Raw genomic sequence first — 6,457 nt, 5'->3', positions numbered from 1 at the left:
TGCTGCTTGTTGCCGAATCCGATGTTGATGCCGCCGCCGGTGTTTCCGCCGGCGCCGCCGGTGCCGTTTCCGCCGGTGTTGTTGTTGCCGTTGCCGGCATCACCGCCGGTGCCGTTGCCACCGTTGCCGCCCTGCTGCTTGTTGCCGAATCCGATGTTGATGCCGCCGCCGGTGTTTCCGCCGGCGCCGCCGGTGCCGTTTCCGCCGGTGTTGTTGTTGCCGTTGCCTGCGTTGCCGCCGGTGCCGTTACCACCGTCGCCACCCTGCTGGGTATTGCCGAACCCGACGTTGATCGGGCCATTGAGCGGGATCGGGGCGGCGGACGGGATCGGGGCGGCGGACGCCGCGCCCGCACCGAGGATCAGCATCGGCACCGCGATCGCGCCAAGGGCGAGGCCACGCAGAGTGGACTTGGTGGAGGTGGACTTGGTGGACTTGGTGGTGTTCGACATGGAGTGTTCCTTCGGTGTCGGGGGATGGGGTGGAGCTTTCGATGCCGTCAACGATGCCCGGCGCCACGGTGCTGCCGCATCCCCTTCCGGGTGAGCATCACCGCACCCTCGACGTGTTCCGAAAACCGATTTACCGCAGCGCATTACCTAACCTCGCATGGGGGTGAGCGCACTCCCACCCTGAAGGGGATGCGCGCGGCGCCGCGGGCCGTGGCCGCCGCGGTTTTCTGCCGGCCCCTCGCTGCCACGCGTTCAGCGACGCGCTGACAGTGTTACCGCAATCCAGGCACCCTCGGCATCATCACGCTGTGCCGCGGCGGCTTCTTCACCGCTGGTGCCTGGTCTCCGCCTGCATCTGCGCGAACCGAACTCGGACCATGAGCCAGAGAGTCGAAGAGTCAGGGTTCCCAGGGTGGCCGAAAACCACCCCAGTGTGGCTAACCCCGCCCCGACCAGCGCACTACCGTGAAGAACCAGACACAACCAGCGCCGATCGCCACATCCCGGACCCGAGGGACGCGCGCGCCCATGACGCCGAGCGCCGACACCTCCCGGCTCGCGCGCCCCGACCCCACCGAAAGAACCATCCCCGTGACAGATCCCGTTCTGACCTACACCGACCACGGACACGCCCACCAGATCCCGCTGACCACGGACCGCTCCCCGATCGTCATCGGCCGCTCCGCGCACGCCGATGTTTCACTGCCCACCGACCCGGACATCTCCCGGGTGCACGCCCTCATCGAACGCATCGGCACCTACTGGATCATCACCGACGAAAGCTTCTCCCGCAACGGCACCTTCGTCAACAGCACCCGGATCCGCGGACGCCGTACCCTGCGCCCCGGAGATGTCATCCGCATCGGCGACAGCGCCCTCACCTACCAGGAGGACCCCGCGACGGACTGCGTCGAAACCGAGATAGGCGACACCCTCGGCACGCACCCCGACCTCACCCCAGCCCAACACGCCGTCCTCACCGAACTGTGCAGGCCGTTCCGCGACGGCACCGAATACCCCATCCCCGCGTCGAACCATGACATCGCCGACGCCCTGCATCTGAGCACCGAAACCGTCAAATCCCACCTGCGCGCCCTCGGCGTCAAATTCCAGATCGACGACTTCCCCCGGCACCAGAAACGCGCCCGACTCGTCGCCCTCGCCCTCGCCAACAGCATCGCTACCCCTCACCCCTGACACCTCTGTTCTCGATCACCACCATGCGAACCCTGCGAAGACCGGCCTGACCTGGACTTGTCGGTCCGCACCGCGACCTTCCGGGGGGCCTTAGCACGGTAGCGAACCGCCCGCCGGTAATCCGGATGAATCGCGCGAACCCGATCCCATAGGATTTATGCAGCACCGATACGGGTAGGCAATGACGCACCCGTGAACCGATCCCCAGGGGAGAGTCGAACGATCGTGGCCGACGACAACAGTGGAGTCGAGCAGAACGCCTTGCTGACCGAGGAGGCACTCGCGGCAGCGGCAGCGGAGGCCGAGAAGGCGTTCGCCGCTGCGGCTGATCTGGATGCGCTGGCGGTCGCCAAGACCGACTACATCGGCGGCAAGTCGCCGATCGCGCTCGCCCAGCGCGGGCTGGGCGCGCTGCCCAAGGAGGAGAAGGCCGACGCGGGCAAGCGGGTCAACGTCGCCCGCAAGCGCGTGTCCGACGCGTTCGAGGCGCGCCGCGCCGCGCTGCTGGAAGAGCGCGATCAGGCCGTGCTGGTGGCGGAGAAGATCGACGTCACCCTCCCGGCACGCCGTCAGCCGGTCGGCGCCCGCCACCCCATCACCGTCATCTCCGAGCAGATCGCCGACGTGTTCGTCGGCATGGGCTGGGAGGTCGCCGAGGGTCCCGAGGTCGAGACCGAGCACTTCAACTTCGACGCGCTGAACTTCCTGCCCGATCACCCGGCGCGCACCATGCAGGACACCTTCCACATCGCCCCGGAGGGCTCGCGCCAGGTGCTGCGCACGCACACCTCCCCGGTGCAGGTGCGGTCCATGCTGGAACGCGAGCTGCCGATCTACGTCGTGTGCCCCGGCCGCACCTTCCGCACCGACGAACTCGACGCCACCCACACCCCGGTGTTCTCCCAGGTGGAGGGTCTGGCGATCGACAAGGGCCTGACCATGGCCCATCTGCGCGGCACCCTGGACGCGTTCGCGCGCGCCCTGTTCGGCCCCGACACCCGAACCCGCATGCGCCCCAACTACTTCCCCTTCACCGAACCGTCGGCCGAGGTCGACGTGTGGTTCCCGGACAAGAAGGGCGGCGCGGGCTGGGTCGAGTGGGGTGGCTGCGGCATGGTCAACCCGAAGGTGCTGATCGCCAGCGGCATCGATCCCGAGGTGTACTCCGGGTTCGCGTTCGGCATGGGCATGGAGCGCACGCTGCAGTTCCGCAACGGCATTCCCGATATGCGCGACATCGTCGAAGGCGACGTGCGGTTCACCCTGCCCTTCGGTATCCGGTCTTAGAGAGAGAGCGACAAGTCACGTGCGAGTAGCGCAGTCCTGGCTGACCGAGATCCTGCAGCGCACCACCCCGGAATGGTCGGTGTCCGCCGACGAGCTCGATGCCGGTTTCGTCCGCGTCGGCCTGGAGGTCGAGGAGGTCGACGAGCTCGAGCCGATCGGTGGTGACATCGACAAGCCGCTGGTCGTCGGCCGTGTCGCCGAGATCACCGAGCTCACCGAGTTCAAGAAGCCGATCCGCTTCTGCAAGGTCGATGTCGGCAACCCCGAGCTGCAGGAGATCGTCTGCGGCGCCCGCAATTTCGCGGTCGGCGACCTCGTCGTCGTCGTGCTGCCCGGTGGCGAGCTGCCCGGTGGGTTCAAGATCTCCTCGCGCAAGACCTACGGGCACACCTCCAACGGCATGATCTGCTCGGTCGCCGAACTCGGCATCGGCAAGGATCACGACGGCATCCTCGTGCTCGAGCCCGGCTCGGCGCAGCCAGGTGACGACGCGAACGTGCTGCTCGGCACCGACGACACGATCATCGAACTCAACATCACCCCCGACCGGGGCTACTGCTTCTCGGTCCGCGGCCTGGCCCGTGAACTGGCCTGCGGCTTCGATCTCGAGTACGCCGACCCGGCCGTGCGGACCCTGGCCGACGGCGACGCGGAAGCGTGGCCGGTGCGGCTCGAGGCCGATTCGGAGTGCACCCGTTTCGGCGTGCGCCGGGTCACCGGGATGAACCCGGACGCGGTGAGCCCGCTGTGGCTGCAGCGCAGGCTGATGCTGTCGGGGATGCGCCCGATCTCGCCCGCTGTCGACGTCACCAACTACGTGATGCTCGAACTGGGTCAGCCGCTGCACGCGTTCGACGCCGCGAAACTCCACGGCGGCTTGGTCGTTCGCTCGGCCAACACCGGTGAGACCCTGCGCACCCTCGACGATGTCGAGCGCACCCTCGACGCCGAGGACGTGGTGATCGCCGACGACTCCGGCGTCATCTCCCTGGCCGGTGTGATGGGCGGCGGCAGCACCGAGGTCGGCGCGGGAACCACCGATGTGGTGCTCGAGGCCGCGACCTGGAACCCGCTGCGGGTGTACCGGACCGCGCGCAGGCACAAGCTGGTCTCGGAGGCGGGCAAGCGCTACGAGCGCGTCGTCGACCCGGAGATCAATATCGCCGCGCTCGACCGGGCGGCCACCCTGCTGGCCGAGATCACCGGCGGCACCATCGAATCCACGCTCACCGACATCCGCGTTCCGCTGGAGCCGGTCGCGCCGATCGCGATGGACATCGACCTGCCCGACCGTGTCGCCGGCGTCACCTACCCGGCGGGCACCGCCGTGCGCAGGCTCGCCCAGATCGGCGCCGGGGTCGAGATCGAGGTCAACGACGCGGGCAAGACCCAGCTGCTGGTGACCCCGCCGAGCTGGCGCCCCGACCTGTCCCAGCCCGCCGACCTGGTCGAAGAGGTGCTGCGGCTGGAGGGTCTCGAGCAGATCCCGTCGGTCCTGCCGTCGGCGCCCGCCGGTCGCGGCCTGACCGCCACCCAGAAGCGGCGCCGGGCCGTGAGCCGGGCGCTGGCCTTCGCCGGTGGCGTCGAGGTGCCCGCGCCGGTGTTCCTGCCCGCCGGGGTGTTCGACGTCTGGGGTCTCGACGTCGACGACGCGCGCCGCAACACCACCCGCGTGCTGAACCCGCTCGACACCGAGCGCCCCGAGCTGGCGACCACGCTGCTGCCCGGTCTGCTGGAAGTGGCCATCCGCAATATCTCGCGCGGCGCCCGCGACCTCACGATCTACGGCATCGCCCAGGTCGTGCGGCCCGGTGCCGAGACCCACGCGGTCGCGGCGCTGCCGGTGGATCGTCGTCCCACCGACGAGCAGATCGCCGAGCTGAACGCCTCGCTGCCCGCGCAGCCGGTGCACGTGGCCGCGGTGCTCAGCGGCAAGCGGGACCCGCGCGGTCCGTGGGGCCCTGGCCGCCAGGCCGAGGCCGCCGACACGTTCGCGCTGGTCGACGCCGTCGCCGACGCGGCGGGTGTCACCATCGAACGCCGGGCCGCCGCCTACCTGCCGTGGCATCCTGGCCGCTGCGCCGAACTGGTCGTCGACGGTGTCGTGGTCGGTCACGCGGGCGAGCTGCACCCGGCCGTCCTGGAGCGTGCCGGGCTGCCGCCGCGCACCTGCGCGCTGGAACTGGACCTCGACGCCCTGCCGCTGCTCGAGGCCCGTCCCGCGCCGACGGTGTCGGCGTTCCCCGCCGTCCTGCAGGATGTGTCGATCAGTGTCGAGAAGGCGGTTCCCGCCGCGAGTGTCGAATCGGCGCTGCGCACCGGCGGTGGTGACCTGCTCGAGGACATCGCCCTGTTCGATGTCTACGAGGGCGCGCAGGCCGGTGAGGGCCGCAAGTCCCTGACCTACGCCCTGCGTTTCCGCGCCACCGATCGCACCCTCACCGAGGACGAGGCCAGTGCCGCGCGCGATGCCGCCGTCGCCTCGGCAGCGACCGCGGTAGGCGCCGAACTGCGCGGCTGATCCGCATCCCGAAGGCCGCCCGGCATCCCACCGGGCGGCCTTCGCCGTTTCCGCCCTCAGGTCAGGAGACCAGGTTCTTCCGCAGTTTCATCAGGGTCCAGCCGTCGAGTCCGAGTCCGTCGGTGAGGTACTCGCCGAAGTCCCCGTACTTCTCCTCGATCTGCTGGAGCGCCACGTCGAGGTACGCGACCCGTACTTCCTGCAGGGGAATCAGCAGGTCCGGATTCTGCATGATGCCTGCCTGCTTCAGCTGGGCCCGCAGTGCGGCATCCGCCGCCGCCCGATACTGATTCGACAGCAGGTAGTCCTGCCGGGCCACCGACTCCGGCACACCGACGGCCCGCAGGGTCACGTAGGACAGCCATCCCGTCCGATCCTTGCCTGCGGTGCAGTGGTACAGCGTGGCGTTCGCGGTATTCGCGAGATCCTTGACGGACTGCCCGAACTTCCCCAGCGCGTCGGGGGTGAAGAAGTTGAGGTACACGTTCTGCATGATCTGCTCGGCTTTGCCGTCGCCCAGCATTGCCTGCTGCTGCACCGGATCCTTCGACGAAATCGCCTGGAACATCTTCGTGAACATGCCGCCGTCGTCGATCGGACGCGCCACCAACGGAACTCCCGCGGGCAGCTTGTCCGCCCCCATCGCCTGCACCTCGGACGGCGTCCTGAGGTCGATCACAGTCTGGAGTTTCAACGCCGCCAGCTTCTGCAGATCGGCATCGGTCAGCTTGGCGAGCGCGTCGGCCCGAACAAGCTTGCCCGCCTTGACCTTGGCTCCGTCGTAGGTGATGTACCCACCCAGATCCCGAACGTTGGCAGCACCCTGCAGGTCGATCTTGGTGGGTCCCCCCGCGGCAGGGGCTGCGCCGGCGGTACCCGCCAACCCCGCAGCCACCAACCCGACAGCCAGCAGCGGCACGGACACCAACGACAACAATGATTTCCGCTTCCGCGAAACAGATGAATTACTCATCCGCGAGACGATATTTCCGCCCTACGG

The 6,457-nt window shown here is 68.7% G+C and carries 5 protein-coding genes; 3 read left to right on the top strand and 2 right to left on the bottom strand.

Features of this window, described 5'->3' with window-relative positions; all coding sequences use genetic code 11:
* A partial coding sequence (locus tag ACFWF2_RS11380) for a hypothetical protein (protein ID WP_379306999.1) occupies positions 1-452 on the bottom strand: 452 nt, incomplete at its 3' end.
* Between the two features lie 591 nt (positions 453-1,043).
* On the opposite strand from ACFWF2_RS11380, the gene ACFWF2_RS11375 reads away from it, so the two are divergent.
* The 3 genes from ACFWF2_RS11375 to pheT all read left to right on the top strand — a co-directional run bounded on the left by ACFWF2_RS11375 (position 1,044) and on the right by pheT (position 5,457).
* Complete coding sequence (locus ACFWF2_RS11375; RefSeq protein WP_379306997.1) at positions 1,044-1,649, top strand: FHA domain-containing protein; 606 nt, start codon at positions 1,044-1,046, stop codon at positions 1,647-1,649.
* A gap of 225 nt (positions 1,650-1,874) precedes the next feature.
* Positions 1,875-2,936, top strand: a complete 1,062-nt coding sequence (gene pheS, locus ACFWF2_RS11370) for a phenylalanine--tRNA ligase subunit alpha (protein ID WP_378851818.1) — start codon at positions 1,875-1,877, stop codon at positions 2,934-2,936.
* Between the two features lie 19 nt (positions 2,937-2,955).
* Entirely contained in the window at positions 2,956-5,457 is a 2,502-nt protein-coding gene (gene pheT, locus ACFWF2_RS11365) for a phenylalanine--tRNA ligase subunit beta (RefSeq protein WP_379306995.1), read from the top strand.
* A 61-nt stretch (positions 5,458-5,518) separates the two neighbouring features.
* Here the strand turns inward: pheT and ACFWF2_RS11360 are convergent, their stop codons facing one another.
* The gene (locus ACFWF2_RS11360) at positions 5,519-6,382 is read right to left on the bottom strand and encodes a tyrosine-protein phosphatase (RefSeq protein ID WP_379306993.1); all 864 of its coding nucleotides are present in this window, start codon (positions 6,380-6,382) and stop codon (positions 5,519-5,521) included.
* Positions 6,383-6,457: the final 75 nt, after the last annotated feature.

Source organism: Nocardia sp. NPDC060259, assembly GCF_042728775.1.
Lineage (GTDB): Bacteria > Actinomycetota > Actinomycetes > Mycobacteriales > Mycobacteriaceae > Nocardia.
Note: the sequence above shows the minus strand (reverse complement) of the source record. Positions and strands in the feature narration are given on the sequence as shown.